This window comes from Methylobacterium sp. E-045 (assembly GCF_022829685.1).
In the GTDB taxonomy this organism is placed as follows: Bacteria; Pseudomonadota; Alphaproteobacteria; order Rhizobiales; family Beijerinckiaceae; genus Methylobacterium.
On sequence record NZ_JAKSYE010000122.1, the window covers coordinates 80404 to 105070 of the forward strand.

The window sequence follows — 24667 nt, forward strand, 5'->3', positions numbered from 1 at the left end:
AAGCGTCCCATGGCGAAGCTTCGATGCGCGGGTGAATCTCCTGGACGAGCCGGCCGTCGAGCCGGGAGTCCGGAGATCAAGCCCATGTTGCCCTCACTCATCACCACGCGGTTCCGCCTGCCGGAGGGCGCCGGAATCGTCCAGCCCGTCTCGCCGCTGTTCCTGGCGCTTCTCGCGCTGCTCATCTCGATCTGCTCGGCCAGTGCCCTGCCGGCACCGTCGAGCGGCAGTCTCGTCCTGCGCGGGTCGGATGCTGCCTCGCCGGTCGAGGCGCCGCGGCTCAGCACCGATTTCAGCGTCACCGTCAGCGGCCCGACCGCCCGCACGGTGGTGACGCAGGCCTTCCGCAACACCACCGGATCCTGGGTGGAAGGCACCTACCTCTACCCGCTGCCGGACGATTCGGCGGTCGATACGATGAAGCTCGTGATCGGCGACAAGGTGGTCGTCGCCGAGATCCGCGAACGCGCGGCGGCCAGGCGCCTCTACGAGGCGGCCAGGGCGGCCGGACAGAGCGCCGCCCTGACCGAACAGGAGCGGCCGAACGTCTTCACCAACACCGTCGCCAATATCGGACCGGGCGAGACCGTGCTGGTGCAGATCGAGTACCAGCAGACGGTGGCCATGTCCGGGGGCACCCGCTCCCTGCGCCTGCCCCTGGTCGTGGCGCCCCGCTACAACCCGGCCCCGCCGGCAGTGGATCTCGTCTCGGCGCGCGATGAGGCCGTCTCAGACCCGGTGCCCGATCGCGGCCGGATCACGGCGCCCGTCCTCGACCCCTCCCTAGCCGCCCCGGTCAATCCGATCGGTATCACGGTGCGGCTCCAGGCCGGCTTCCCGCTCGGCCCGGTGAGGAGCGCCACCCATCCGCTCCATGTGGACGAGACCGGTCCGGAGTCCCGGCGCGTCACCCTCGCCGACGGGGTCGTCCCTGCTGACCGCGACTTCGAACTCACCTGGGAACCCGTGCCGAGCAGGGAGCCGCGCCTCGGATTGTTCCGGGAGACGGTGGCCGGCCACACCTACCTCCTCGCGACCGTCACCCCGCCGGACGCGAACGCAGCGCCGCGCCAGCCCCGTGACGTGGTCTTCGTCATCGACAATTCGGGGTCGATGGCCGGTGCCTCGATGCGGCAGGCGAAGGCCGGGCTGCTCGCCGGCCTGGCCCGGCTCACCCCCCGGGACCGGTTCACCGTCATCCGCTTCGACCACACCATGAGCCAGCTCTTTCCGGAGCCGGTCCCGGCACATCCCGAGAATCTGCAGGCGGCCGAGAGCTTCGTCGCCGGACTGGAGGCGAGCGGCGGCACCGAGATGCTCGCTCCGCTCCGTGCGGCGCTCGCCGACAGCCATCCGGAGGATCGCAGCCGCGTCCGGCAGATCGTCTTCCTCACGGATGGCGCCATCGGCGACGAGAACCGGATCTTCGCCGCGATCCATGATGGAATCGGCCGCAGCCGGCTGTTCATGGTCGGGATCGGCTCGGCCCCGAACGGGCATCTGATGCGTCACGCCGCCGAGATCGGCCGGGGCAGCTACACGGCGATCCACACCGTCGACCAGGTCGCCGAACGCACACGCAGCCTCTATGCCAAACTGGAGAACCCCGCCGTCACCGACCTGGCCGCCACGCTCTCGAACGGCGGCGACATCACGCCGAATCCGCTGCCCGACCTCTACCGCGGTGAGCCGGTGGTGCTCGCGGCCGAGATCGCCGACCCGACGGGCACCCTGACACTGACGGGCCGCATCGGCGAAGCGCCGTGGCAGACCAGCGTATCCCTGGCCGAGGCGGCCGAGGGTACGGGCATCTCGAAGGTCTGGGCACGCTCGAAGATCGCCGAGGCCGAAACCGCCCGCGTCACCGGGCGCGTGATGCCGAACCAGGCCGATGCCACGATTCTGCAGCTTGCCCTCGCGCATAAGCTGATGACCCGCCTGACCAGCCTCGTCGCCGTCGACGCGACCCCGCGCCGGCCGGCGGGGACGCCCCTCATGGCGACCGATCTGCCCTTGAACCTGCCCGCGGGCTGGGACTTCGCGAAGGTCTTCGGCGAGCGCGCCACGCCGTCGCCGCAGGAGCGCCGCGCGGCTCTCATCCCGGCCCAGGCCATGGTTTCGGCCCCGACGGTCCCGCTGCCCCAGACCGGCGCGGGCACCCGGGCGCAGATCGTCCTAGGCCTTGTCCTGCTGCTCTGCGGATGGCTCACCCTTCGCAGGATGCGGAGCGTCCGATGAGCGGCCGGACCGGGGGGAGGGTGCTCGCCACCCTCCTCATCCTCGCGGGCCTCGGCGTCCTGGCCGGGGCCGCCTGGATCCCCGCAAAGGCCGCGCTCGCGCAGGTACTGCTCGAGCGCGCCTTTGCCCGAAGCCTCGCCGAGGGCCGCCCGGTGCGGCCCTGGCCATCGGCCGATACCGAGCCGGTGGCCCGCCTCACGGTAGCGGGACAGAGCTTCATCGCCCTGCGCGGCGGCAGCGGACAGGCCCTGGCCTTCGGCCCCGGCCATCTCGACGGGACGCCGGAGGCGGGCGAGCCCGGCACCGCCATCTTCGCGGCTCATCGCGATACGCAATTCGCGGTGCTCGCCACGGTGAAGCCGGGCGATGTCGTCGCGGTGACGCGACGGGACGGACGCACCGTCCGGTTCCGGATCAGCGGCAGCCGGGTCGTGCCCTGGGACGCATCGGGGATCGATCCGGCCTCGTCGGGGCGGACCATCGCCCTCGTGACCTGCTGGCCTCTCGACGGCCTGGTGCAGGGGCCGCTGCGCCTGGTTGTGGAGGCGGAGGCCGTGGACGACGCGGAGTGAACCGCTCCCCTTGCCAGCCCGTGCGGTTTCGTGCGGATCTCTGCGGAGACGAGCGACGAGCCAAGAGACCGTGCAAGAACCCGAGACCGAGCTGCCCGAGGGCCAGAGCCGCGCCATCGCCCAGGCCGTGCGCGAGGCCCTCGCCCGCCGCCGGATCTCCCGCCAAGCGCTCGCCGATCTGGCTCGGATCAGCATCTCGACCCTGGAAAAGGCTCTGGCCGGCCGCCGGCCCTTCACCCTCGCCACCACCATCCGCCTGGAAGAAGCGCTCGGCCAGCGTCTGCGCGACGGCGCCGAGCCCGCGACCGCGGCACCCGAGACCCGGCATGCCCCTTCGGAACTCGGCTCCTATTCCCGCGAATCCGCCACCTGGCTCGAAGGGCGCTATCTGACGCTGCGACCGTCCTTCGGCATGGCGGATGCGGTCTTCGCCTATCGCACCGAGATCGCCTGGGACGCGGCGACCGCACGCCTCGCCTTCCGCGAGGCCGAGCGGAGCGATACGCCCTTCGCCCAGACCGGCAGCGTCGCGGTGCCGAACCAGTCGGGCATGATCTACCTCGTCACCAATTGGCAGGGGCAGTGCCGCCTTGCCGTGCTCTGCCGGCCGACCATTCATGGCGAGATGTTCGGGCTGCTGACGACGCTGCATGCGGGACGCGGCACGCAGCTCACCCCGGCCGCGGCTCCGCTCGCCCTCATCCCCGAGGCCTCGGCCGGCCCGGAACTCAGCTACGGACGCGTGACGTCCGGCATGCCGGCCTATGCCGATTACCGCCGCCAGCTCGGACGGGTGTTCGACGAGGGCTACGGGGTCCTGTTCTCCTGATCCCCGCACGCCGTGCCGCGCCCAGACTCTCACGATCACGGTGGAGCGAGCCCGAAGGCCGCGTCCCGGTGAGAGGCGGCATGCGCCGATCGAGCGGACGGGTCCGACGTCCGGATGCACGGCTCCCGACAGGCGACACCCTCACGCCAAACGGTAGCTTGAGCATCTCTCGCGCGCGCCGAAGTCCCTACGAGGCGCATGATCCCGGACTGCGATGGCGCGGACCTGACAAAGTGCCGTCACGTCGCGTCCTCCACTCGGCACCGATTACGGCAGCGCGACCTCGTGGTGGCCCATGATCTCCAGCGCGCGCACCAAAGCCGAATGGTCCTGTCCGCCGGCACCGTTGGCCACACAGACGGAGAACAACTGCTGGGCCAGCGCCGTGCCCGGCAGGGCGAGTCCAAGCGATCGGGCGCTCTCCAGGGCGAGGTTCAGGTCCTTCTGGTGGAGGGCGATGCGGAAGCCCGGATCGAAGGTCCGGGCGATCATGCGCTCCCCGTGCAGTTCGAGGATGCGCGAGGTGGCCAGGCCCCCGGTGATCGCCTGACGGACCTTGGCGGGGTCGGCTCCGGCTTTCGATGCGAAGAGCAGCCCTTCGGCCACCGCCTCGATGGTCAGCGCCACGATGATCTGGTTGGCCACCTTGGCGACCTGACCGGCGCCCGCTTCGCCCACATGGGTCACGGTCCTGCCCATCAGGTCGAGGAGCGGCTTGACGCGGGCGAAGACGTCCTCTCTGCCGCCGACCATGATCGAGAGCGCCGCGTTCTTTGCGCCGACCTCGCCGCCGGAAACGGGGGCGTCGAGGTAGTCGACGCCGCGCGTGGCGAGGCGGGCTGCGAAATCGCGGGTGGCGATGGGCGAGATCGAGCTCATGTCGACCACGACCGCGCCCGGCTTCACGCCCTCGGCGACGCCGCCGGTCCCGAACAGGACGGCCTCGACGTCGGGGGTGTCGGGCAGCATCAGGATGACGACGTCCGAGCGCTCGGCCACCTCGGCGGCGCTGGCGCAGCTCCGGCCGCCGGCCGAGATCAGCGCCTCGGGCACCTGCCGGCGGGTGTTCAGGGCGAGGCTGTGCCCCCCAGCGATGAGGTGGCCGGCCATGGGCGCGCCCATGATGCCGAGGCCGATGAATCCGACGTTCATGTCTGTCTCCGGGGATGTGACGGCGTCAGCGGAAGCGCGCGGCGAGCGCCTCGGAGGTGCGGGCGAGGAGGCCCATATCCGAGCCGACCGCCGTGAAGCGCGTGCCGGCTTCGATGTAGCGGTGGGCCAGTTCCTCGTTGGCGGTGAGGATGCCCGCATGCTTGCCGGTGCGGCGGATGCGGGCGATCGTCTCCTGCACGACCTCGACCACGTCGGGGTGGTTCTGCCGGCCGATGAAGCCGAGGCTGGTGGAGAGATCACCGGGCCCGATGAAGACGCCGTCGACACCCTCCACCGAGGCGATGTCCTCGAGGTTGTCGAGGGCCCGGCGCGATTCGATCTGCACTGCGACGAAGATCTCGGCCTCGCAGCGGGAATGGTAGTCGGGGATGCGGCCGAACCGGGCGGCGCGCGGCGCCTGCGAGAAGCCCCGCACCCCGCGCGGGGCGTAGCGGGTGGCCGCAACCGCGCGGCGGGCCTGGTCGGCATCGTCGATGTTGGGGATCATCAGCGACTGCACGCCGGTGTCGAGGATGCGCTTGATGGCGATGGGCTCGTCGCTCGGCATCCGCACCATGGCATGGGCCGAGCCCTCCATCATCGCCTGGACCTGCGCATAGACGTCGCGCAGGTCGTTGGCCGAATGCTCCATGTCGAGGAGCAGCCAGTCGAAGCCGGAGCCGGCCACGACCTCGGTGGAGATCGGGCTGGCGAGGCTGCACCAGAGGCCGATCTGCTGCCGGCCTTCGGCGAGGGCGGCCTTGAAGCGGTTGGTGAGGATGTCGGTCATCGTCGCGTCTCCGGGATCTGCCGCTCAGCGCACGAGGCAGGGGCGCTTGTTGTCGAAGGTCCAGTTCGGGATCAGGAACTGCATGGCACCGGCATCGTCGCGGGCGCCGAGGCCGTGACGCCGGTAGAGGGCGTGCGCCGCCTCCACCTCGGCCCAGTCGAGCTCGATGCCGAGGCCGGGCCGTTCCGGCACCCGCACGAGGCCGCCCTCGATCCGAAGCGGCTCCTTCGTGAGCCTCTGGCCGTCCTGCCAGATCCAGTGGGTGTCGATGGCGGTGACGCGGCCGGGTGCCGCGGCGGCCACATGGGTGAACATCGCCAGCGAGACGTCGAAATGGTTGTTCGAATGCGAGCCCCAGGTGAGGCCGTGGTCGCGGCAGAGCTGCGCCACCCGCACCGAGCCGGCCATGGTCCAGAAATGCGGATCAGCCAGCGGGATGTCGACGGAGCCGAGCTGGATCGCGTGGTTCATCTGGCGCCAGTCCGTGGCGATCATGTTGGTGGCGGTGGGCAGGCCCGTGGCCCGGCGGAACTCGGCCATGATCTCGCGGCCGGAAAAGCCGCCTTCCGCCCCGCACGGATCCTCCGCATAGGCGAGCACGTCGCCCCGGCCCTTGCAGAGCCGGATCGCCTCCTCGAGCGACCAGGCGCCGTTCGGATCGAGGGTGACGCGGGCGGCGGGGAAGCGCGCGTGGATGGCGGTGACCGCCGCGATCTCCTCCTCGCCGGAGAGCACGCCGCCCTTCAGCTTGAAGTCGTTGAAGCCGTAGGTCTCGTAGGCGGCTTCCGCGAGGCGCACCACCGCGTCGGGGGTCAGGGCCTCCTCGTCGCGCAGGCGGAACCAGCCGTCGCGGGCCTCCGGCTCACGATAATCCAGATCGGTGCGGCGGCGGTCGCCGACATAGAAGAGGTAGCCGAGCATCTCGACGGCGTCGCGCTGCTGGCCCTCGCCGAGGAGGGCGGCCACCGGCACGTCGAGGAACTGCCCGAGCAGGTCGAGGAAGGCGGATTCGATGGCCGTCACCGCATGGATCGTGACGCGCAGGTCGAAGGTCTGGAGACCGCGGCCGCCGGCATCACGGTCCGCGAAGCGCGTCCGCATGGCGTTCAGCACCGCCTGCCAGTCGCCGATGGGGCGTCCGATCACGAGGTCGGCCGCATCCTCCAGGGTCTGGCGGATGCGCTCGCCGCCGGGGACTTCGCCGAGGCCGGTGGCGCCCGTCGAGTCGGTGAGGATGACGAGGTTGCGCGTGAAGAAGGGGCCGTGGGCACCGCTGAGGTTGAGCAGCATGCTGTCGCGTCCGGCCACCGGCACGACCTTGATGGCGGTGACGGTCGGCGTGCGCGAAGGCCCTCGCGAGGATTCGATCTGCATGAGCGTTCTCCCGAACTGGATGCAGCGGCGTCTCCGCGCCGTCTGGCTCCCTCCGTTCTAGATGGGTCCGGCAATGCCGGTCCAAGCCAAAGGCTGGATCGATCGATGCACTGACGGCATCGATCCCGCGTTTCAGGCCGGCATGTCGCGCAGGATCGCCAGCAGGGGTTTGAGCAGTGGGACGTCGCTGCCACGGCGCCAGGCGAGGTGAAGCTCGGCGGGCTGCGGCTGCGCGAGGTCGAGGGGGCGGAAGGCGATGCCTTCGAAGCGCAGACGCTCGGCGGCCGCAGGCACCAGGGCGAGGCCGATCCCGGCGCGGACGAGCGCCAGGATCGAGTGGATCTGCGTCAGCTGCTGGAGGATGCGCGGCTGTATGCCGGCCCCGGCGAACAGGCTGTCGAGGAGGTGGTGGAAGTAGCTCGCCTCGTGCGAGGCATAGGCGATGAAGGGCTCGCCGTGCAGATCCCGCAGGGTGATCGCGTCCCGCCCGGCCAGGGGGTGATCGGCCGGCAGGGCCGCCACCATGGGCTCGGCGAGGGCCTGCTCGGACTCGAGTTCCGGATGGCTCACCGGTGGGCGGATCAGCCCGGCATCGATCTGGCCCGAGAGGATGCCCTCGACCTGATCCTTCGTCACCATCTCGCGCAAGGACAGGGTGACGTCCGGCATCGCGTTCCGGCAGGCGATGACGAGGCGGGGCAGGAAGTCGTAGGCCGATGCCGCCGTGAAGCCGAGCTTGAGCACGCCCGCCCGACCGGCGGCCACCTGGCGCGTGACGTAGGTGGCGGTCTCGGCGAGCCGCAGGATGCGCAGGGCCTCAGGCAGGAAGCTACGCCCGGCGGCGGTGAGGCGCACCGAGCGGCTGGTCCGATCGAGGAGCTGCACGTCGAGGACCCGTTCCAGCACCTGGATCTGCCGCGACAGGGGCGGCTGCGTCATGTTCAGCCGGGCGGCGGCACGGCCGAAATGCAGTTCCTCCGCGACGGCGGCAAAGCAGCGGAGTTGGCCGAAATCGAGCATGGCGCCTCACAACGACGATGCGGCCGCGGGTTTCCCCACGGCCGCGGATCCTCTCACGGTGTGCCGCGGGTGGGGCTCAGCGCAGCTCCACCCGTTTGATCTCGCCAACGATGACGAGATAGCAGAACACGGCCACCAGGGCATTGAGCCCGACGAAGACGAGGGCGCCGTTGAACGATCCGGTCTGCTGGACGATGTAGCCGATGGCGATGGGCGTGGTGATGCCGGCCGTATTGCCGAAGGTATTGAATAGGCCGCCGTTGAGGCCGCCGGTGGCGCGCGGCGACGTATCGGAGACCACCGCCCAGCCCAGCGCCCCGATGCCCTTGCCGAAGAAGGCCAGCGCCATCAGACCGATCACGAGGGCATCCGCCTGGACGTAGTTGCAGCCGATGATGCTCATGGAGAGCAGCATTCCGCCGACGATCGGGATCTTTCGCGACACGGTCAGAGAGTAGCCGCGGCGCAGCAGCATGTCCGAGAGCCAGCCGCCCAGGATGCCGCCGACGAAGCCGCACAAGGCCGGCAGCACGGCGGCGAAACCGGCCTGCAGGATCGAGAGCCCGCGCTCCTTCACGAGATAGACCGGAAACCAGGTGAGGAAGAAGTAGGTCAGCGTGGTGATGCAGTACTGGCCGATATAGATGCCGAGCAGCATGCGGTTCGAGAGGAGTTGCCGGATCGTCCTGCCCGCATCGGCCGGAGCACCGGCACCGCGGCCGTCCATGTCGAGCAGCGCGCCGCCCTCGCCGATATAGTCGAGCTCGGCCTTGTTGATGGAGGGATGCTCCTTCGGGCCGTACATCACCTGCGTCCAGACCAGAGCGAAGGCGATGCCCAGCGCGCCCATCAGGGTGAAGACGTGGTGCCAGCCGTAATGATGGACGACGAAGCCCATCAGGGGCGTGAACAGGACGGTGGCGAAGTATTGCGAGGCGTTGAAGAAGGCCGAGGCGGTGCCGCGCTCGGCGGTGGGGAACCACGCGGCGGTGATGCGGGCATTGGCCGGGAAGACCGGCGCCTCGGCCAGTCCGACCAGCAGGCGGAGGCTGAACAGCACCGCCACCGCCGTGAAGCCGGTGAAGAAGCCCACCGCCCCCTGCATCAGGGTGAAGGCCGACCACAGGAAGATCGCGCCGGCATAGACCCATTTGGCGCCGTAGCGGTCGAGGAGCCAGCCGCCGGGCAATTGCGCGAGGACGTAGGACCAGGCGAAGGCCGAGAAGACGTAGCCCATGGAGACCGCGTCGAGGCCGAGGTCCTTGGCCAGGGACGGGCCGGCGATCGAGAGCGTGGCCCGGTCCGCGTAGTTGATGGTGGTGGCGATAAACAGCATCGTGACGATGAGGAGCCGCACACGGCTCCGCTTCGCCGCGGTCATGACCAGACCGGCGCTCATGGCGTCTCTCCCTGAGATCGGGCCGTCCGGTCGATACCAGGACGGGCAGCGGTCGTTCTCTCAGGCCCCTGACGGGAGACCTCGGCGACCAATTGCAGGATCAGGCTACGGCCCGGCAGGATACTGCGTCCAACTCAAAGGCTGGATGGATCGATGCCGTTCGGGTATCGATGGAGCGCGACGAAGCGGGTAACCGGCGTCCCTCGGATCGGACTCGTGGTTCGCAGCCAAGATCAGTGGCATACGGTCCCGTCGTTCGAGGGTGGTCTGCTTTGGAGAGCACCCTCGAACGACTGTTGCCTTCACATCGGGGCGGCACCGGCCCGTTCGATCCTCCCCCGGATTTCGCGGACAGGGGTCCGGCGCGCGCCAAGTCTTACTAGATCGAAGTCTTGCGATGTCGAAGTCTTGCTATGTCGAACGCGGCTTCGGGAGGCGTCGATGGGCCAGGATCGTCGGCTGGCGTCTCGGCTCGGGCAGACCGAGGGCGCCCGGCGGCCCCAGAAGCAGTGCGTGCGCCGCCGGCCCCGTTTCGTCGGGCGTCCCGGCCGTCCAAAGCACGATATCGACTCTGGCCGGCGAGGGGCGTCCCTCGATGGCCCTCCGCTCGGGAAGAACCCACAGGACACCGAATGCGATGAGGCACAGGACGCCGATCAGGGTCGCATTCCAGTTCGGGGCTTCCTGGATCATCAGCACGACGAGGCCGCCGACGGCAACGACCGCAGCGTACGCCCTATTCGTGTGCCGATCCCGCGCCATTCCTCATGTGCTCCGGCAGAAATCGCCATCGGGTGAAGGTATTCCGTCAAATTTTCACTGTCACCGCATCGATCCATAGCGTCCGGGCTGAAGTCGAGGGTGCGCGGACCCTTGCGCGGCACAGTGCGATGAAGCGAACCGGATGCCGGCCGCCATCGCCGGACGTCTTCATCCAAACGAGGGTGCGACCCGCACGGTTCCAGGCGTCGGCGCCCCGTCGACGGGGCCGCGCGGCGGCCTGACCCCGCCCTGCCGTGCGTTCGCCGCGCATCTGCCGGAGCGAAGAAAGCGCGTGCGTTCGAGGAAGGAAGTTTGCATACGACGCCGATGGGCGGGCTCCAGCGTTACCGCTTCGCGGCCCCTCGGCCGGACCGCTCCAGGGAGTCCGTAATGGGCATCTTTCAGAACCTTCTCGAACACGTCACCGCCTATGTCGGCGACAAGACCCTGATGCAGGCGGCCGTGTCGGCGGCCTCCAACGTGATCGTGGCCGACAGCGAGGTGGACGAGGGGGAGGTCGAGGTCGCCCTTGCGGCCATGCGCGCCAATCCGATCATCGAGAAGGGCTACGACACGCTGATGCTGGAGGCGGAACTGTTCGACGGGATCGCGCGGGCTCGGACCCGCGTCGGACGGGCGGACAATCTGAGCCGCGTGGCCGCCATCGCGGACCGATCCCTCGAACAGCGAAACGGGGTGTTTCTGATCGCCGCCGATGCCGCCGACCACGAGGGCATCAGCGACGTCGAGCATCAGGCACTCGAGGAGATCGCCGGAGCCCTGTCCGTCGACAAGGAGACACTGCTCAGGCTGGCTCCGGTGAAGCCATCCACCCCGTCGTGACCCGGCCCACGCGCCGCGTGCATCCGTCGCTCCGGCTCGACGCGCCGGCCCCATTTGCGCTTCCGCGTCGGTCGAGTGTGCTCCGGGGGCGACACCGAATGGTTAAAATCACATTAACCATTCATGACGACACCACGTTAGAGATCTTTCGACTATAGAGCCGGCATCGAACCCCTGCCGGTCATTGCCATGATCCTCGCGTCCCGTAACATCGTCAACGAACACCGTGAGATCGCGGCCATCGCGATCACGTATGGAATCTTTCTGAGCGGGATCATGCTCCTCACCTGGACGATGGCCTGACGCAGCCGCCCGAGCAGCCCGAGGCCCTGTCCGGCCGCCCGTGAGGCGTCGACGGACGGCGTCGCGAATCGCGGCGGCTGACGACGACAGGCCGAGCATCCCGCTGTTTCGGGGATGTCCCGAAGACCTCGTGCAAGGCGACAGGCCGAATGCCTGTCTTCGTCGAGGAACTGATGCACCGTCACAGATGTTCGTTCATCCAAATCGGAGGACATGAATGTCTGACAGTGCCTTAGCTTCGGTCGTCGTCCCCTCTCTCCGGGCTGCCCGCTCGGCGAGGGAACGGCTGGCCCGCGCCGGCTTCGCCCGCAACAGCGTCGACATCGAACGCCACGATGACGCGTTCGAAGTGTCCATCAGCACGAAGGCGGAGAATCTGGATCGCGCTCGGAACATCCTTCTGGGCAATCCGGTCGTCGATGACCTTCGCGATGCCGGCTCGCGTGCGCTCGGCGCCTTCCACGACAACCGGCCCCTCGTGCTGGGCCTCGCGGCCCTGGCCGGCTTTGCCATCTTCCATGTCTCGAAGAAACGGTGAAGACGAGGGGGGCGAGCGCGCGGGAGGGTAAGCGCCGCCATCGCAGGGCAAGGAACGCGGGCCGCTTTGCTCCGTAAAATGATGGCGGTTAGACTGCCGTCCATGCGCCATGCAGTCATGAGCCATGAAACGATCCGCCGGCTTGTCGTCGCGCGCCGCCTCGGCGCGGCGATGCTCGGCGGATTGTCGATGACGATGGCGCTCCCCGTCTTCGCGCAGCCTCCGTCGCCGCCAGCCACCGTGAACAATTGGGCGGAGCTTCGCGCGACGCTCGCCTCCTGCTGGTCGGTCCCACCCGATACCAGGGGATCGTTGATCGCGTTTCTGTTCGGCATCACCAAGACAGGTGAGCTGCGGGGTGCGCCCCGCGTGACGGCGCGACGCCTCGAAGGCCATCAGGAAGCCCGCAAACACTACGAGGCGGCCGCGAGGGACGCGGTGTCCCGGTGCTTTCCCGTCACGGTGACCCCGTCCTTCGGTGCCATCCTGGGCGAAAGCCCCATCCGCCTGCGCTTCGTCAATACGCCGCCGACGGCCGCCTACCAGATCAACGGCAACATCACGATCTTCGCGCCCCCCTGATCCAGCGGCGACGGCGACGCGCCGACGCAAAAAAGGGCCGCCTCGCGGCGACCCCTTCTCATCGACATGCCATTCCGGCTCAGTAACCGTAGTAACCACCATAGCCGTAGCCATAGGCCGGCGCGGGGGCGTAGCCGCCGTAATAGCCGACCGGGCGGCCATAGCCGTAACCGTTGTAGCCGTAGCCGCCATTGTAGGCTCCGGCCGCGATGGCTCCGGCCGCCAGGCCAGCGATGCCCAGACCGATGGCGGCACCCGGACCGATGCCGCGACGGCCATATCCGTAACCGCCACGATAACCGCCGTAACCGCCGCTGTAACGGCCGTAGCCGCCGCGATGACCGTAGCCGCCATGGCCGCCGAAGCCACCATGGCCGTAGCCGCCGCCGTGGCCCCAGCCGCGGGCTTCCGCAGGTGCCGCAGCGAGGAGGGCGCCGAGGCTGACGGCCGCGGCCGAGAGGAGTGCGAGCTTGCGCATTCGAAATATCCTGTTGTGAGGTATGCCCATCAACGGATCGGGCGCCCGGCCGTTCCCATCGGCCCCCGGGCGCTGGCGACGCAGGCTGGAAAGCAACCTCCGCGACCACGAGGATCGGCCCCGTCCCGTTCGCCCGAAATTCCAAGGAGAACCGTCATGAAAGTCGTCGCGGATCTGTGCATCGTGCCCATGGGCGTCGGCCCTTCGGTCTCGTCCTACGTGAAGGAGATCAAGGCCATCATCGAGGCCAGCCACCTCAACGCCGAGATGCATGCCAACGGCACCAATATCGAGGGCGAGCTCGCCGACATCTGCCGGCTCATCGAACTCTGCGAGGAGAAGCTGAGCCAGCTCGGCGTTCAGCGGGTCTTCTTCACCATGGCGTTCTCCTCTCGGCGGGACAAGGAACAGTCCATGGCCGACAAGCTGACAGCCGTTTCCTGATCCGCCGGCACCATGCGCGTGCCCATGCGTTAACGCTGTCCGATCCCCGCATGAGGACCGAGCCCGCATGCATCCGTCCCGACGCGCGTTCCTCGCCGGCACCGGTCTGTCTCCCTTGATGATGCCCCTGCTGGAGCGCGCCGCGTCCCCGGCCCGTGCGGAGGAGGGCGGGTTGATCCGCCGGACCATCCCATCCTCCGGCGAGACGCTCCCCGCCATGGGAATCGGAACTTCGCGCCGCTACGAGGTCGAGCCGGTTCCCGAGGCGCTCGCCCCCTTGCGCGAGGCGGTGATGCGGTTCGTCGCGCTCGGCGGCTCGGTCATCGATACGGCGCCGAGCTACGGCACGGCCGAGGATGTCCTCGGCCAGATCCTGTCCCGGGACGGTCTGCGTGAGAAGGTGTTCCTGTGCAGCAAGGTCGGGACACCCGGCCGCGAGGCCGGGGCAGCGGAGATCGCGCGCTCCTTCCGCCGCATGGCGACCGACCGGATCGATCTCGTGGCGGTCCACAACCTCAGTGACACGGCGACAAACCTCGCCACGCTGCGGGACCTCAAGGCCGAGAAGAAAATCCGCTACATCGGCGTCACGGTCTGGCGCGACAGCCAGTTCGCGGATCTCGAGGCGGTGATGCGGCGCGAGGCAATGGACTTCATCCAGGTCAATTACGCCCTCGACGATCGCCGCGCCGCCGAGCGCATCCTGCCCCTGGCGCGAGAGCGCGGCATGGCGGTGATGGTGAACGTGCCCTTCGGGCGCGACCGCCTGTTCAAGGCCGTGCAGGGGCGCGACCTGCCGGCCTGGACGACGGAGTTCGACTGCGCGACCTGGCCGCAATTCTTCCTGAAATACGTCCTCGCCCACGAGGCCGTCACCTGCCCGATCCCCGGCATGGCCAAGGCGGCCTATGTCGAGGACAATCTCGGCGCGGCCCGAGGCCGGCTGCCCGATGCCGCCCAGCGAACCCGAATGGAGGCCTATGTCGACGCGCTCTGACTCCCTCAACCGCCGTGCCGCCCTCGTGCTCGGAGGGTGCCTCGTTGCCGCTTCGGGCCTGCTCGCATCACGGATTCCCGCCTCGGCCCAGCCGGCGGCGCAACCGGCACGCATCGGCATCGTCGGGGCCGGCAATATCGGCAGCACCATCGGCGGCCTCTGGGCCAAGGCCGGCCACGAGGTGATGCTGTCCTCGCGCCATCCGGAGGAACTGAAGGGCCTCGTCGAGGGGCTCGGGCCCAAGGCGAAGGCGGGCAGCCCGGCCGAGGCCATCGCCTTCGGCGACGTCGTGCTCATCGCGGTGCCCTACAAGGCCTATCCCCAGCTGGCGCAGGACCATGCCGCCGCCCTCAAGGGCAAGGTGGTGATCGATGCCGGCAACGCGACGCAGGCCCGTGACGGAGAGGTCTATGGCGAAGTCCAGGCCAACGGCATTGCGGCGGTCTCGGCCAAGTACCTGAACGGGGCGAAGATCGTCCGGGCCTTCAACGCGGCCAACTACAAGGTCTTTGCCAAGAACGCCCATCGCGAGGGCGGACGCATGGCGATCCCCATCGCCGGCAATGATCCCGCGGCGCTCGCGATCGCGGCCCAACTCGTCAAGGATGCCGGCTTCGACCCGGTGGAGGTCGGGCCGCTGGCCAAGGCGGACAGCTTCGCCATGGGCTCCCCCGGCTTCGGCCTCGACCTGAATGCGGAGGAATCGCGGGCGCGCTTCGGAGTCGCCCGTTGAGCGACGGGCCAGGGGCGGAGACAAGGGCGGTCGATCCGGTTCCGGCCGGCAGCGGCGGCCCCGTCCCGCCCTGGCTGCGGCGGCTCATCGATGTGCGGGCGGAGGAAGTGCCGGCCCTCGCATGGTCCTGGGCCTACATCTTCTCGATCCTGGCGGCCTACTACGTCCTTCGCCCGATCCGCGACCAGATGGGGGTCGCCGGCGGGATCGAGAACCTGCCCTGGCTGTTCACCGGCACCCTCGTGGGCATGCTGGCCCTGAACGTCCCCTTCGCCTGGCTGGTGAAGACCCTGCCGCGCGCCCGGTTCGTGCCGCTGACCTACCGGTTCTTCGCCGCCAACATCGTGCTGTTCGCCGGCGCCCTCTATCTCGCCGGGCCGGAGGGCGACGTCTGGATCGGCCGGGCCTTCTTCGTCTGGCTCTCGATCTTCAACCTGTTCGTGGTCTCGGTGTTCTGGGCCACCATCGTCGACGTGTTCTCCACCGAGCAGGGCAAGCGCCTGTTCGGCTTCATCGCGGCCGGCGCGACCCTCGGGGCGATCGCCGGATCGGCGACGACGGCGATCCTCGCCCGCGACGTGCCGACCTGGGCGCTCCTCCTCGGGGCCGCCCTGCTCCTCGAGGGCGCGGTGTTCAGCATGCGCGGCCTCGCGCGCCTGTCCGACCGCCTGAACCGGGCTCCCGTCACGGGCGACGCCGCCCCGTCGGAGGCCATCGGCGGCAGCGCGTTCGCGGGCATCACCCGCACGCTCCAGTCGCCCTATCTGCTCAATATCGGGCTGTTCCTGCTGCTGTTCTCGGTGACCTCGACCTTCCTGTATTTCGAGCAGGCCGGCATCGCCAAGCGCAGCTTCCCCGATCGCGGGGCGCAGACGGCCTTCTTCGCCAGCGTCGATCTGCTGGTGAACCTGCTCACCCTCGGGGTGCAGTTCTTCCTCACGGGCCGGATCGTGCGCCGCATCGGGGTCGGCCCCGCCCTGGCGCTCCTGCCGGCGGCGAGCATCCTCGGCTTCGCGGCACTGGCCGTCTCGCCCACGATCACGGCGATCGTCGCGTTCCAGGTGTTTCGACGCGCCGGCAACTTCGCCATCGCCCGGCCGATCCGCGAGGTGCTGTTCACGGTGGTGCCGCGCGAGGACCGCTACAAGGCGAAGAACTTCATCGACACCGTGGTCTACCGCACCGGCGACCAGATCGGCGCCTGGTCTTTCCAGGGGATCGCGGCCCTCGGCCTCGGTTCGACGGCCGTGGCGGTCGCGGCGGTACCGCTCTCGGCGGCCTGGCTCCTGAACAGCCTCTGGCTCGGCCGCCGGCAGGAGGCGAGGCGGGTCGCGATGGAGACGGAGAGGGGCCCCGGCCCCGTGCCGTGAGGCGGATGGCCCGACCGGTGTCGGGCCATCGAGACGGTTGCGCTACGTCGTGGCGCCGACATGGGAGGAGCCCGCATGCCCGCCGACAAGCCCGCCATCCTGTTCGTGTGCCTGGGCAACATCTGCCGTTCGCCCCTGGCGGAGGCCGCGTTCCGCCTCGAAGCCGAACGGGCGGACCTCGAGGCGGCGGTCGATTCGGCCGGAACCGGCGCCTGGCACGCGGGCGAACCGCCCGACCGGCGCGCCCAGGCCGTCGCCCGGCGCAACGGCATCGACATCTCCGGCTACCGCGCCCGTCAGGTCGACGCCGCCGACTTCCATCGCTTCAGCCATATCGGCGCCCTCGACGGCGACAATCTCACCGTGCTGCGGAGGCTTCGTCCACGGGACGGGGCCGCGTTGTCGCTTCTCCTCGATCCTGTGCCGGGGCGGAGGGGTGAGGCGGTCGCCGACCCCTATTACGGCGCGGATGCGGGGTTCGACGCCACCTGGGCGGACGTGACCCTGGGCGCCCGCCACCTCGTGCGCGCGCTCAAGGCATGACGCCTCTGGCCGAGCGTGGAGCGGCGTTGCTCGGGCGCCGGCTCGCGCGGGCCGAGCCCATGAGCGGCGGCAACCTGTCCGGCCTCGTGCGGATCGTGCTCGACGACGACAGCGCGGCGATCGTCAAGGACGGCCCCGATCCGCTGGCGGAAGCCGGGATGCTCCGCGCGATCCGCGCCGCCGGAATCCCCGCGCCGGAGGTGCTCGCAGCCGATGCGCGGACCCTGGTGATCGAGCCCCTGCCGGCGGGCGGCGGCCATGCGGATGCCGATCTCGGCCGCGTGGTGGCGCGCCTCCATGCCGTGACCGGCGACGCTTACGGCTGGCATGACGATTATGCCTTCGGGGCGGTGCGGATCGACAATCAGCGCGGCGAGGATTGGCCCGGCTTCTGGGCTGAGCGCCGCCTCCTCTGCCATGCTCCCCATCTCGACGCCACGCTCCGGCGCAGGATCGAGGCCCTGGCGGCCACGCTCCCCGCTCGCCTGCCGGCCCGCCCCCGCCCGGCCTTGCTGCATGGCGACCTGTGGAGCGGCAACGTCCTGACCGATGGCGGTCGCGTCTCCGGGCTCATCGACCCCGCCTGCTACCACGGCCATGCCGAGGTGGACCTCGCCATGCTGTCCCTGTTCGGCTCGCCCGGCACGGCCTTCCGCGCGGCCTATGGCGCGGCCGAACCGGGCGCGCCCGAGCGCAGGGCGATCTACCAGCTGTGGCCGGCGCTGGTTCATCTGCGCCTGTTCGGATCGGGATACCGCTCCATGGTCGAGGCACGGCTCGACGCCACAGGCTGCTGAAACCTCCGCCCGCTCCATCGGACCGGAGACGCGGTGGTCTTCGGGCGACACAGACCCCTCCTCGAACCTTGCGTTTTCAGGGCCGATCCCCGACAACCCGGCAAGCTTCGGCGCTGGCGTCCGGCTCCTTCCGAATCTCCGGATGAGCGGAGGGGCGCCTACGGTCGATGCGGCGAGGGAAGACGAAACCCATGCTCGATTACGCGCAGGCGCGACGCCTCATGGTGGATTGTCAGTTGCGGACCTTCGACGTCAACGACATCCCGGTCCTCGACGCGTTCGAAGCCGTGCCGCGCGAGCGCTTCGTCCCGCAGGGTCGCGAGGACTTCGCCTATATCGATCAGTCCCTGCGCATCACCGGACAGGACTCGACGACGGATCGCGCCGTTCCGGCACCGATGATCCTCGCCCGCATGATCCAGGCCCTGCAGCTCGCGCCGGGTCAGGTCGCCCTCGACGTCGCCACCGGCTACGGCTACGCCGCCGCCATCATGCGGCAGCTCGGCGTGCGGGTGGTCGCCCTCGAATCCGACGACGGCCTCGCCGCCGAGGCGGAGAGTCGGCTGTCGGCAACGGACGGGATCGAGATCGTTCGCGGCCCCCTGCAGACGGGCGCGGCGAAGGCGGGGCCGTTCGACGCCATCCTCGTCAACGGTCGTGTGGAGACGCGGCCCCAATCCCTCCTCGACCAGCTGAAGGATGGCGGGCGTCTCGCCTGCGTGATGGGTCGCGACAAGGCCGCGAAGGCCACCCTCTTCATCCGGACCGGAGACGCGTTCGGTGCGCGTCCGCTCTTCGACGCGTCGCTGCCCGCCCTGTCGGCCTTCAGCCCGGAATCCAGCTTCTCCTTCTGAGCCGGCTCACGAGAGAGGTCGCCGATTCCGCATCCGGAAACCGGCGACACTGCAAAGGCCTAAGGAAAGGTGAAGCGTCGGCTTGCCGATGCGGGCCTGCTCGGCGGCGAGGGCAGGTGTCGCTTTTATGCGGCACTGCGCCATCAATCTCGCCCCTCATCCGTCACGGCCGATGCCCTGACGCACAACCTCCGCTAAACTGACCCGTGAGGCGGGCAATCCGGATGGCGCCCCAGGCGCCGTGGCTGTGATGAATAGCCGACCGGTTCATCGAGAAACCGCAAGGGCAGATGGACGTGAGACAACGCAAACCTGCGAAGAGCCTCCGGCTGCGGCTCGGTGGCTTCGCCGCGCTGACCCTCCTCGCCGCCTCTCCGGCCGTCGCCGAGACGCTGGATAGCGCGCTGGCCCGGGCCTATGGCGCCAACCCGGCGCTGAACGCGACACGGGCGGGTCTGCGCGCCTCCGACGAGAACGTCGCGCAGGCCAAGTCCGGCTACCGTCCCACCGTGAGCCTCGACGCCGATATCGGACTCAGCCAGTTTCAAGGCCGCATTAGCGGCGCGACCCTCAATCAGGCGACCAAGCCCGGCGGCGCGGGTCTCACCATCAACCAGACCCTGTTCAACGGCTTCCAGACCGACAACCAGACCCGCCGCGCCGAATCGGACGTGCTCGGGACGCGCGAATCGCTGCGCTCCACCGAGATGAACACCCTGTTCAACGCGGCCCAGATCTACATGTCGGTCCTGAGCGACACGGCGACCCTGGAGCTTCGCCGCAACAACGTCGAGGTGCTGGAAGAGCAGCTGCGCCAGACCCGCGACCGCTTCAATGTCGGCGAGGTCACCCGGACCGACGTGGCCCAGGCCGAGGCCCGCCTCGCCGGTGCGCGCTCCGACGTCAGCGGCGCGGAGGCCAACCTGCGCGCCAGCATCGGTACCTATCGGCGCATCATCGGCGTCGAGCCGCGCCAGCTCGCACCGGGACGGCCCCTCGACCGGTTCGTGCCGCCGAACCTCGACAACGCCATCTCCATCGGCCTGAAGGAGCACCCGCAGATCCTGTCCTCGATGCACGCGGTGGACGTGGCCGAGGCGCAGGTGAAGATCTTCGAGGGCCAGCTCTATCCCACCGCCGCCCTCCAGGGCAGCGTCCAGCAGCGCTACGATTCGCAGTTCCCGGGCGATAACGGCGTGACCGCCTCCATCGTCGGCCGGCTCTCGATCCCGCTCTACGAGGGCGGCCAGACCTATTCGCAGATCCGCCAGGCCAAGGAGCTAGTCGGTCAGGCCCGCATCAACGTCGAGGACATCCGCGACCAGGTCCGTTCCGCCATCGTCACGGCCTGGGGTCGCCTCGAAGCGGCGAAGGCGCAGGTCATCGCATCGCAGGCCCAGGTGCAGGCCAACGAAGTGGCGCTGAACGGCGTGCGCGAAGAGGCCCGCGTCGGCCAGCGCACCACCCTCGACGTGCTGAATGCGCAGCAGGAATTGCTGAATTCCCGCGTGAACCTCATCCTAGCCCAGCGCGACCGCGTGGTAAATTCCTACGGCGTTGTCCAGACCGTGGGCCGCCTCACCGTGCGCTTCACGTCGATCCCGGTGGTGGCCTACAGCCCGAAGGAGCATTTCGACCAGGTCAAGGACCTCTGGTACGGCGTGCGCACGCCGGACGGGCGCTGAGGGAGGCGCTAAGGAACGCGTGAGGCATGGATGTTATCCTGTGCCTTGCGCACGGCCGGTGCTTGTTTCCGGTCCCTGTGGTGAAATACTCAGAGTGATCGCAAGACTTCTTTAACCATGTGACTTGAGCGTCGTCCGGATGAGTGCAGCGAGCCCCAAGGCGCCGGACAAGGCTCCGGAACCCTCCATGGAGGAGATCCTGGCGTCCATCCGCCGGATCATCGCCGACGACCAGAACGCCAAGGCGGAGGTGGTCACGCCGGTGCGCGCCTCTCCGCCGCAGCCGGAAAACGACGACGTGCTCGACCTCGCCGAGGTCGCACAGCCGCGCAAGCCCCAGCCCGCACCGATCGAGGAACCGGAGATCGACTTCGCCGAGAGCGGCCAGATCGACTTCGACTCGATTTCCTTCGACGACGAGCCCGAACCGGAGCCTCTGCCGCCGCCACCGGTGGTGCGCCAACCCGAGCCGCCACGCGCCGCCCCCCGCCCGGAACCGGTGGAGGCCCCCCGCGAGAGCCCGCAGCAGCGCCTCGTTTCCGAGATCACCGATGCCAGCGTCGGCCATGCGTTCCAGCTTCTGGCGGGGGCGCGGGTGAGCCAGAATGCCCGGACCATCGAGGACATGGTGCAGGACATGCTCCGGCCGATGCTGCAATCCTGGCTCGACGACAACCTGCCGGGCATGGTCGAACGCCTCGTCCGCGCCGAGATCGAGCGCGTGGCGCGGGGCCGCTGACCGTCCTGCGATGTTGACGCGGGGGGCGTGACGGGGTGAAAGCGGGCCAACACGCGGGCTGACGCCCGCCCCGCACGAACTGGCCCGACGCAAGCCCATGATGGACAAGACCTTCGATCCCGCCGCCGTCGAGGCGCGCATCGCGTCCGCCTGGGAGGCGGGTGACGCGTTCAAGGCCGGCCGGCCGGAGCGTGCGGACGCGCGGCCCTTCACCATGGTGATCCCGCCGCCGAACGTCACCGGCAGCCTGCATATGGGCCATGCCCTCAACAACACCCTGCAGGACATCCTGTGCCGGTTCGAGCGCATGCGCGGGCGCGACGTGCTGTGGCAGCCGGGCACGGATCATGCCGGCATCGCCACCCAGATGGTGGTGGAGCGCCGGATGATGGAGGCGCAGGAGCCGGGCCGGCGCGAGATCGGCCGCGAGGCCTTCGTCGAGAAGGTCTGGGCCTGGAAGGCCGAGTCCGGCGGGGCGATCGTCAACCAGTTGAAGCGCCTGGGCGCCTCTTGTGACTGGTCGCGCGAGCGCTTCACCATGGGTCTGTCCGGCCAGCCCGACGACCAGATGGTCCGGGCCGTGACGAAAACGTTCGTCGATCTCTACAACGACAAGAAGATCTACCGCGACAAGCGCCTGGTGAACTGGGACCCGAAGTTCCAGACCGCGATCTCGGACCTCGAAGTGCTGCAGGTCGAGGTGAAGGGCCATCTCTGGCACTTCGACTATCCGATCGTCGACGAGGCCGGAAACGAGACCGGCGCGGTCATCACGGTGGCCACCACCCGACCCGAGACCATGCTCGGCGACACGGCCGTGGCCGTCCATCCCGACGACGAGCGCTACACGCATCTCGTCGGCCGCTTCGTGCGCCTGCCCCTCGTCGGCCGCCTCATCCCCATCGTCGCCGACACCTATTCGGATCCCGAGAAGGGCACGGGCGCGGTCAAGATCACGCCCGCCCACGACTTCAACGATTTCGAGGTGGGCAAGCGGGCCGGCTGCACGCCGATCAATATTCTGGATCCGGAAGCGCGCATAAGCCTCGATGGAAACGCGGCTTTCCTGAAGGATTCGAGCCCGGAGCCCGAGGCCCTAGCGCTCCACGGCCTCGACCGGTTCGAGGCGAGGAAGCGGGTCGTCGCCCTGATGGAGGCGCGCGAGCGCTTGGCGCTTGTGGAGCCGAACACCCATGCGGTCCCGCACGGCGACCGTTCGAACGTGGTCATCGAGCCCTACCTCACCGACCAGTGGTACGTGAACGTGAAGCCCCTGGCCGAGCGCGCCCTCCAGGCGGTGCGCGACGGACAGACCAAGTTCGTGCCCGAGAACTACGAGCGGACGTTCTTCCAGTGGCTGGAGAACATCGAGCCCTGGTGCATCTCGCGCCAGCTCTGGTGGGGTCACCAGATCCCGGTCTGGTACGATGACGAGGGCGGCATCTTCGTGGCCTCCAGCGAGGCCGAGGCCCTGGAGCAGGCGACGGCCAAGCACGGCCGCGCCGTCGCCCTGCGCCGTGACGAGGACGTCCTCGACACCTGGTTCTCCTCCGCCCTGTGGCCGTTCTCGACCCTCGGCTGGCCCGACGCGACGCCGGAACTCGAGCGCTACTATCCCACCGACACCCTGGTCACCGGCAAGGACATCATCTTCTTCTGGGTCGCCCGGATGATGATGCTCGGCCTCCACGTCACCGACCGGGTGCCGTTCGATACGGTCTATCTCCACACCCTGGTGCGCGACGCCTCGGGGGCCAAGATGTCGAAGTCGAAGGGCAACGTCGTCGACCCGCTGGGGCTCATCGACCAGTACGGTGCCGACGCCCTCCGTTTCACCCTGGCCGCCATGGCCGCGCAGGGCCGGGACATCAAGCTCGCGGTGAACCGCGTCGAGGGCTACCGCAACTTCGCGACCAAGCTCTGGAACGCCTCGCGCTTCGCCGAGATGAACGGCTGCGTGCTCCGCGCCGACTACCGCCCGGGCGACGCCGCCGAGCCCCTGAACCGCTGGGCGCTGGGGGAGGCCGCGCGCGCCGTGGCCGAGGTGACGGCGGCCCTCGACGCCTACCGCTTCAACGACGCGGCGGCGGCGGCCTACCGCTTCGTCTGGAACATCTTCTGCGATTGGTATCTCGAACTGGCCAAGCCGGTGCTCCAGGGCGAGGGCGTCGATGCCGGCCTCAAGGCCGAGACGCAGGCCACGGTGGCGTTCCTGATCGACCAGATCGCCAAGCTGCTGCACCCGTTCATGCCGTTCCTCACCGAGGAGCTCTGGGCGATCAAGGGCGAGGGCATCGCCGGGCGTGGGCTCCTGGCTTTGGCGCCCTGGCCCGACCTGTCGGGTCTGGCCGATCCGGACGCAGAGTCCGAGATCGGCTGGGTGGTGGACCTCGTCTCCGAGATCCGCTCCGCGCGCTCGGAGACCAACGTGCCGGCCGGTGCCCAGATTCCCCTGGTCATCGTGGGCGCCGACGCGGCCCTGCGGGCGCGGGCGACCCAGTGGCAGGACACGCTCCTGCGCCTCGCCCGCCTGTCGGACATCACGTTTGCCGAAACCGCGCCGAAGAACGCGGTCCAGCTTCTGGTGCGCGACTCCGTGGCGGCGCTTCCCCTGGAAGGCATCGTCGATCTCAAGGCCGAGGTCGCCCGCCTGAACAAGGAGGCGGTGAAGGCGGCCTCCGAGATCGGCAAGATCGAGGCCAAGCTCGGCAATGCCGACTTCCTCGCCCGCGCCCCCGACGAGGTGGTGGACGAGCAGCGCGAGCGCCGCGACGCGGAAGCCGCGCGGCTGGAGAAGATCCGGGAAGCCCTGGCGCGGTTGTCCGACGCGTGATCCTGCGCCGGCTGGGCCAGGGTCTCGCCGGCCTCCTCGCGCTCCTCGTCCTCGCCGCGATCGTCACGGCGAGGCCCGGCGAGCCGGCGCTCTATCCCGCTCCCGACGCCGACTCACACACCATCGAACTCGTCAGCCACGGCTGGCATTCGGGCCTCGTGATCCCGCGCGAGGCCCTCACCGGGGAGGGCGCCGGCACGGCGCTCCGCCACATCGCCACCCGCTTCCGGGCCTATCCGGAGATCGAGTTCGGCTGGGGCGAGGCCCGCTTCTACCGGGCGACGCCGACCCTGGCGCAGTTCGACCTGCGTCTCGCCCTCGAAGCCCTGTTCACCCCCGGCGGCCGCGACGGTGTCGTCCAGGTGGTGGGCCTCGAAGACGACACGCGGACGAGCTTCCCGCATTCGGACATCGTCCCCATCCGGGTCTCCAAGGCCGGCCTCGCCCGCCTGCTCGCCCGCCTCGACGCGAGCTTCCGCCTCGCCGACGACGCCCCCGTCGAGGGCGGCCCCGGTCTCTACGGGCCGAGCCTGTTCTACGAAGGGCAGGGGCGCTTCAGCGCCGCGAACGTCTGCAACCACTGGGCCGCGCGCCTCCTCAACGCCGCCGGCCTGCCGATCACGCCCGTGCTCGACACGCACCCGGCGGGATTGCTGCTCGATCTGGAGTGGCGGGCAGGGGTGAGGGCGCTCCCTCCTGCCAACCTGTCCAAACCGTAATCTCGGCGACACGGGCGGGTCAGGCTCGGGTCTCTACACGAAGGGTCATGGCCCCGCTCGACGGCGGGGACAC

The 24667-nt window shown here is 69.3% G+C and carries 24 protein-coding genes; 17 read left to right on the forward strand and 7 right to left on the reverse strand.

Annotated elements, in window-relative coordinates; genetic code table 11:
• The first annotated feature begins 84 nt into the window (after window positions 1-84).
• From MKK51_RS22660 to MKK51_RS22670, 3 genes are all read left to right on the forward strand, one after another.
• On the forward strand, window positions 85-2238 hold the full coding sequence (locus MKK51_RS22660) for a marine proteobacterial sortase target protein (protein ID WP_243981195.1): 2154 nt from the start codon (window positions 85-87) through the stop codon (window positions 2236-2238).
• Entirely contained in the window at window positions 2235-2810 is a 576-nt protein-coding gene (locus MKK51_RS22665) for a class GN sortase (protein ID WP_243981197.1), read from the forward strand. Before MKK51_RS22660 ends, MKK51_RS22665 begins: the two co-directional genes overlap by 4 nt.
• Before the next feature lie 70 nt (window positions 2811-2880).
• The gene (locus MKK51_RS22670; RefSeq protein WP_243981199.1) at window positions 2881-3639 is read left to right on the forward strand and encodes a multiprotein-bridging factor 1 family protein; all 759 of its coding nucleotides are present in this window, start codon (window positions 2881-2883) and stop codon (window positions 3637-3639) included.
• Window positions 3640-3906: 267 nt separating this feature from the next.
• On the opposite strand, the gene MKK51_RS22675 is transcribed toward MKK51_RS22670, so the two are convergent.
• The 6 genes from MKK51_RS22675 to MKK51_RS22700 all read right to left on the reverse strand — a co-directional run bounded on the left by MKK51_RS22675 (window position 3907) and on the right by MKK51_RS22700 (window position 10136).
• The gene (locus MKK51_RS22675) at window positions 3907-4791 is read right to left on the reverse strand and encodes a 2-hydroxy-3-oxopropionate reductase (RefSeq protein WP_243981201.1); all 885 of its coding nucleotides are present in this window, start codon (window positions 4789-4791) and stop codon (window positions 3907-3909) included.
• 25 nt (window positions 4792-4816) lie between these two features.
• The gene (locus tag MKK51_RS22680; RefSeq protein WP_243981203.1) at window positions 4817-5581 is read right to left on the reverse strand and encodes an HpcH/HpaI aldolase family protein; all 765 of its coding nucleotides are present in this window, start codon (window positions 5579-5581) and stop codon (window positions 4817-4819) included.
• A 24-nt stretch (window positions 5582-5605) separates the two neighbouring features.
• Window positions 5606-6955, reverse strand: a complete 1350-nt coding sequence (gene gudD / locus MKK51_RS22685; RefSeq protein WP_243981205.1) for a glucarate dehydratase — start codon at window positions 6953-6955, stop codon at window positions 5606-5608.
• A gap of 132 nt (window positions 6956-7087) precedes the next feature.
• Window positions 7088-7975, reverse strand: a complete 888-nt coding sequence (locus tag MKK51_RS22690) for a LysR substrate-binding domain-containing protein (protein WP_243981207.1) — start codon at window positions 7973-7975, stop codon at window positions 7088-7090.
• Between the two features lie 76 nt (window positions 7976-8051).
• Window positions 8052-9374, reverse strand: coding sequence for an MFS transporter (locus tag MKK51_RS22695; RefSeq protein ID WP_243981208.1), 1323 nt, complete (start codon window positions 9372-9374; stop codon window positions 8052-8054).
• Between the two features lie 411 nt (window positions 9375-9785).
• Window positions 9786-10136 carry a hypothetical protein gene (locus tag MKK51_RS22700; protein ID WP_243981210.1) on the reverse strand — a complete coding sequence of 117 codons (351 nt, stop codon included), beginning with the start codon at window positions 10134-10136 and terminating at the stop codon, window positions 9786-9788.
• 390 nt (window positions 10137-10526) lie between these two features.
• Here MKK51_RS22700 and MKK51_RS22705 point away from each other — a divergent pair, with 390 nt between their 5' ends.
• The 3 genes from MKK51_RS22705 (at window position 10527) to MKK51_RS22715 (ending at window position 12402) form a co-directional block, all read left to right on the forward strand.
• Window positions 10527-10979 carry a tellurite resistance TerB family protein gene (locus tag MKK51_RS22705; protein WP_243981212.1) on the forward strand — a complete coding sequence of 151 codons (453 nt, stop codon included), beginning with the start codon at window positions 10527-10529 and terminating at the stop codon, window positions 10977-10979.
• Window positions 10980-11499: 520 nt separating this feature from the next.
• Entirely contained in the window at window positions 11500-11820 is a 321-nt protein-coding gene (locus MKK51_RS22710) for a hypothetical protein (protein WP_243981214.1), read from the forward strand.
• A 117-nt stretch (window positions 11821-11937) separates the two neighbouring features.
• The gene (locus MKK51_RS22715) at window positions 11938-12402 is read left to right on the forward strand and encodes a hypothetical protein (protein ID WP_243981216.1); all 465 of its coding nucleotides are present in this window, start codon (window positions 11938-11940) and stop codon (window positions 12400-12402) included.
• 79 nt (window positions 12403-12481) lie between these two features.
• On the opposite strand, the gene MKK51_RS22720 is transcribed toward MKK51_RS22715, so the two are convergent.
• Complete coding sequence (locus MKK51_RS22720) at window positions 12482-12880, reverse strand: hypothetical protein (RefSeq protein ID WP_243981218.1); 399 nt, start codon at window positions 12878-12880, stop codon at window positions 12482-12484.
• Window positions 12881-13036: 156 nt separating this feature from the next.
• On the opposite strand from MKK51_RS22720, the gene MKK51_RS22725 reads away from it, so the two are divergent.
• The 11 genes from MKK51_RS22725 to MKK51_RS22775 all read left to right on the forward strand — a co-directional run bounded on the left by MKK51_RS22725 (window position 13037) and on the right by MKK51_RS22775 (window position 24594).
• A complete protein-coding gene (locus MKK51_RS22725) occupies window positions 13037-13324 on the forward strand; it encodes an MTH1187 family thiamine-binding protein (protein WP_243981219.1) in 288 nt (95 codons plus the stop codon).
• Window positions 13325-13391: 67 nt separating this feature from the next.
• Entirely contained in the window at window positions 13392-14321 is a 930-nt protein-coding gene (locus MKK51_RS22730; RefSeq protein ID WP_243981221.1) for an aldo/keto reductase, read from the forward strand.
• On the forward strand, window positions 14305-15054 hold the full coding sequence (locus tag MKK51_RS22735) for an NADPH-dependent F420 reductase (protein WP_243981222.1): 750 nt from the start codon (window positions 14305-14307) through the stop codon (window positions 15052-15054). Before MKK51_RS22730 ends, MKK51_RS22735 begins: the two co-directional genes overlap by 17 nt.
• On the forward strand, window positions 15051-16424 hold the full coding sequence (locus MKK51_RS22740) for an NTP/NDP exchange transporter (RefSeq protein WP_409565748.1): 1374 nt from the start codon (window positions 15051-15053) through the stop codon (window positions 16422-16424). The genes MKK51_RS22735 and MKK51_RS22740 overlap by 4 nt, the downstream gene beginning before the upstream one ends.
• A 75-nt stretch (window positions 16425-16499) precedes the next feature.
• Window positions 16500-16967: a low molecular weight protein-tyrosine-phosphatase gene (locus MKK51_RS22745; RefSeq protein ID WP_243981224.1), complete on the forward strand. Its 468-nt coding sequence runs from the start codon at window positions 16500-16502 to the stop codon at window positions 16965-16967.
• Entirely contained in the window at window positions 16964-17764 is an 801-nt protein-coding gene (locus MKK51_RS22750; RefSeq protein ID WP_243981226.1) for a fructosamine kinase family protein, read from the forward strand. Before MKK51_RS22745 ends, MKK51_RS22750 begins: the two co-directional genes overlap by 4 nt.
• Window positions 17765-17955: 191 nt before the next feature.
• Entirely contained in the window at window positions 17956-18618 is a 663-nt protein-coding gene (locus MKK51_RS22755; RefSeq protein WP_243981228.1) for a protein-L-isoaspartate O-methyltransferase family protein, read from the forward strand.
• A 290-nt stretch (window positions 18619-18908) separates the two neighbouring features.
• Window positions 18909-20303 carry a TolC family outer membrane protein gene (locus MKK51_RS22760; protein ID WP_243981230.1) on the forward strand — a complete coding sequence of 465 codons (1395 nt, stop codon included), beginning with the start codon at window positions 18909-18911 and terminating at the stop codon, window positions 20301-20303.
• 187 nt (window positions 20304-20490) lie between these two features.
• The gene (locus MKK51_RS22765; protein ID WP_243981433.1) at window positions 20491-21042 is read left to right on the forward strand and encodes a PopZ family protein; all 552 of its coding nucleotides are present in this window, start codon (window positions 20491-20493) and stop codon (window positions 21040-21042) included.
• Window positions 21043-21139: 97 nt separating this feature from the next.
• Complete coding sequence (locus tag MKK51_RS22770; protein WP_243981237.1) at window positions 21140-23875, forward strand: valine--tRNA ligase; 2736 nt, start codon at window positions 21140-21142, stop codon at window positions 23873-23875.
• Window positions 23872-24594 (forward strand): DUF2459 domain-containing protein, encoded by a 723-nt coding sequence (locus MKK51_RS22775; RefSeq protein WP_243981238.1) that lies wholly within the window; start codon window positions 23872-23874, stop codon window positions 24592-24594. The genes MKK51_RS22770 and MKK51_RS22775 overlap by 4 nt, the downstream gene beginning before the upstream one ends.
• Window positions 24595-24667 lie beyond the last annotated feature (73 nt).

What these genes read in the sequence shown, in the direction of transcription:
- MKK51_RS22720 (WP_243981218.1), bottom strand. Translation starts at nt 12,880, where the DNA reads ATGCGCAAGCTCGCACTCCTCTCGGCCGCGGCCGTCAGCCTCGGCGCC.
- MKK51_RS22660 (WP_243981195.1), top strand. Translation starts at nt 85, where the DNA reads ATGTTGCCCTCACTCATCACCACGCGGTTCCGCCTGCCGGAGGGCGCC.
- MKK51_RS22755 (WP_243981228.1), top strand. Translation starts at nt 17,956, where the DNA reads ATGCTCGATTACGCGCAGGCGCGACGCCTCATGGTGGATTGTCAGTTG.
- MKK51_RS22675 (WP_243981201.1), bottom strand. Translation starts at nt 4,791, where the DNA reads ATGAACGTCGGATTCATCGGCCTCGGCATCATGGGCGCGCCCATGGCC.
- MKK51_RS22735 (WP_243981222.1), top strand. Translation starts at nt 14,305, where the DNA reads ATGTCGACGCGCTCTGACTCCCTCAACCGCCGTGCCGCCCTCGTGCTC.
- MKK51_RS22750 (WP_243981226.1), top strand. Translation starts at nt 16,964, where the DNA reads ATGACGCCTCTGGCCGAGCGTGGAGCGGCGTTGCTCGGGCGCCGGCTC.
- MKK51_RS22700 (WP_243981210.1), bottom strand. Translation starts at nt 10,136, where the DNA reads ATGGCGCGGGATCGGCACACGAATAGGGCGTACGCTGCGGTCGTTGCC.
- MKK51_RS22665 (WP_243981197.1), top strand. Translation starts at nt 2,235, where the DNA reads ATGAGCGGCCGGACCGGGGGGAGGGTGCTCGCCACCCTCCTCATCCTC.
- MKK51_RS22710 (WP_243981214.1), top strand. Translation starts at nt 11,500, where the DNA reads ATGTCTGACAGTGCCTTAGCTTCGGTCGTCGTCCCCTCTCTCCGGGCT.
- MKK51_RS22765 (WP_243981433.1), top strand. Translation starts at nt 20,491, where the DNA reads ATGGAGGAGATCCTGGCGTCCATCCGCCGGATCATCGCCGACGACCAG.
- MKK51_RS22705 (WP_243981212.1), top strand. Translation starts at nt 10,527, where the DNA reads ATGGGCATCTTTCAGAACCTTCTCGAACACGTCACCGCCTATGTCGGC.
- MKK51_RS22730 (WP_243981221.1), top strand. Translation starts at nt 13,392, where the DNA reads ATGCATCCGTCCCGACGCGCGTTCCTCGCCGGCACCGGTCTGTCTCCC.
- MKK51_RS22690 (WP_243981207.1), bottom strand. Translation starts at nt 7,975, where the DNA reads ATGCTCGATTTCGGCCAACTCCGCTGCTTTGCCGCCGTCGCGGAGGAA.
- MKK51_RS22680 (WP_243981203.1), bottom strand. Translation starts at nt 5,581, where the DNA reads ATGACCGACATCCTCACCAACCGCTTCAAGGCCGCCCTCGCCGAAGGC.
- MKK51_RS22695 (WP_243981208.1), bottom strand. Translation starts at nt 9,374, where the DNA reads ATGAGCGCCGGTCTGGTCATGACCGCGGCGAAGCGGAGCCGTGTGCGG.
- MKK51_RS22770 (WP_243981237.1), top strand. Translation starts at nt 21,140, where the DNA reads ATGATGGACAAGACCTTCGATCCCGCCGCCGTCGAGGCGCGCATCGCG.
- MKK51_RS22760 (WP_243981230.1), top strand. Translation starts at nt 18,909, where the DNA reads ATGGACGTGAGACAACGCAAACCTGCGAAGAGCCTCCGGCTGCGGCTC.
- gudD (WP_243981205.1), bottom strand. Translation starts at nt 6,955, where the DNA reads ATGCAGATCGAATCCTCGCGAGGGCCTTCGCGCACGCCGACCGTCACC.
- MKK51_RS22715 (WP_243981216.1), top strand. Translation starts at nt 11,938, where the DNA reads ATGAGCCATGAAACGATCCGCCGGCTTGTCGTCGCGCGCCGCCTCGGC.
- MKK51_RS22725 (WP_243981219.1), top strand. Translation starts at nt 13,037, where the DNA reads ATGAAAGTCGTCGCGGATCTGTGCATCGTGCCCATGGGCGTCGGCCCT.
- MKK51_RS22745 (WP_243981224.1), top strand. Translation starts at nt 16,500, where the DNA reads ATGCCCGCCGACAAGCCCGCCATCCTGTTCGTGTGCCTGGGCAACATC.